We start from the raw sequence: 242 nt of genomic DNA, 5'->3' as shown, positions 1-242 counted from the left end.
TTTCCAAGTGGTTTGTAAGTTACAGTTTCTTCAAGATTTTCTTGAGTGACTGTCTTAGAATCAACATTTGCTTTATCCGCATAGTAACCTGTCAATCCTGGTGTTGGAACTGCATCATAGTTAGCCTTATTCGCTGTCCATGGTGCATCAGGGTTAAGAACTTTACCTGTCACCTTATCAAGATTTAAGGTACGTGTCCATTGTGCATTTTGAACATTGTCAGCTGGGGCAGTTGCCTTACC

General features: G+C 40.9%; 1 protein-coding gene. It reads right to left on the bottom strand.

Translation table 11 applies throughout. From position 1 onward, the window contains the following. A partial coding sequence (locus ADM33_RS11430; protein ID WP_049503278.1) for a mucin-binding protein occupies nt 1-242 on the bottom strand: 242 nt, incomplete at both ends.

The organism is Streptococcus oralis, assembly GCF_001075875.1.
Lineage (GTDB): Bacteria > Bacillota > Bacilli > Lactobacillales > Streptococcaceae > Streptococcus > Streptococcus oralis_I.
This window is presented reverse-complemented; position numbering and strand designations above follow the sequence as displayed.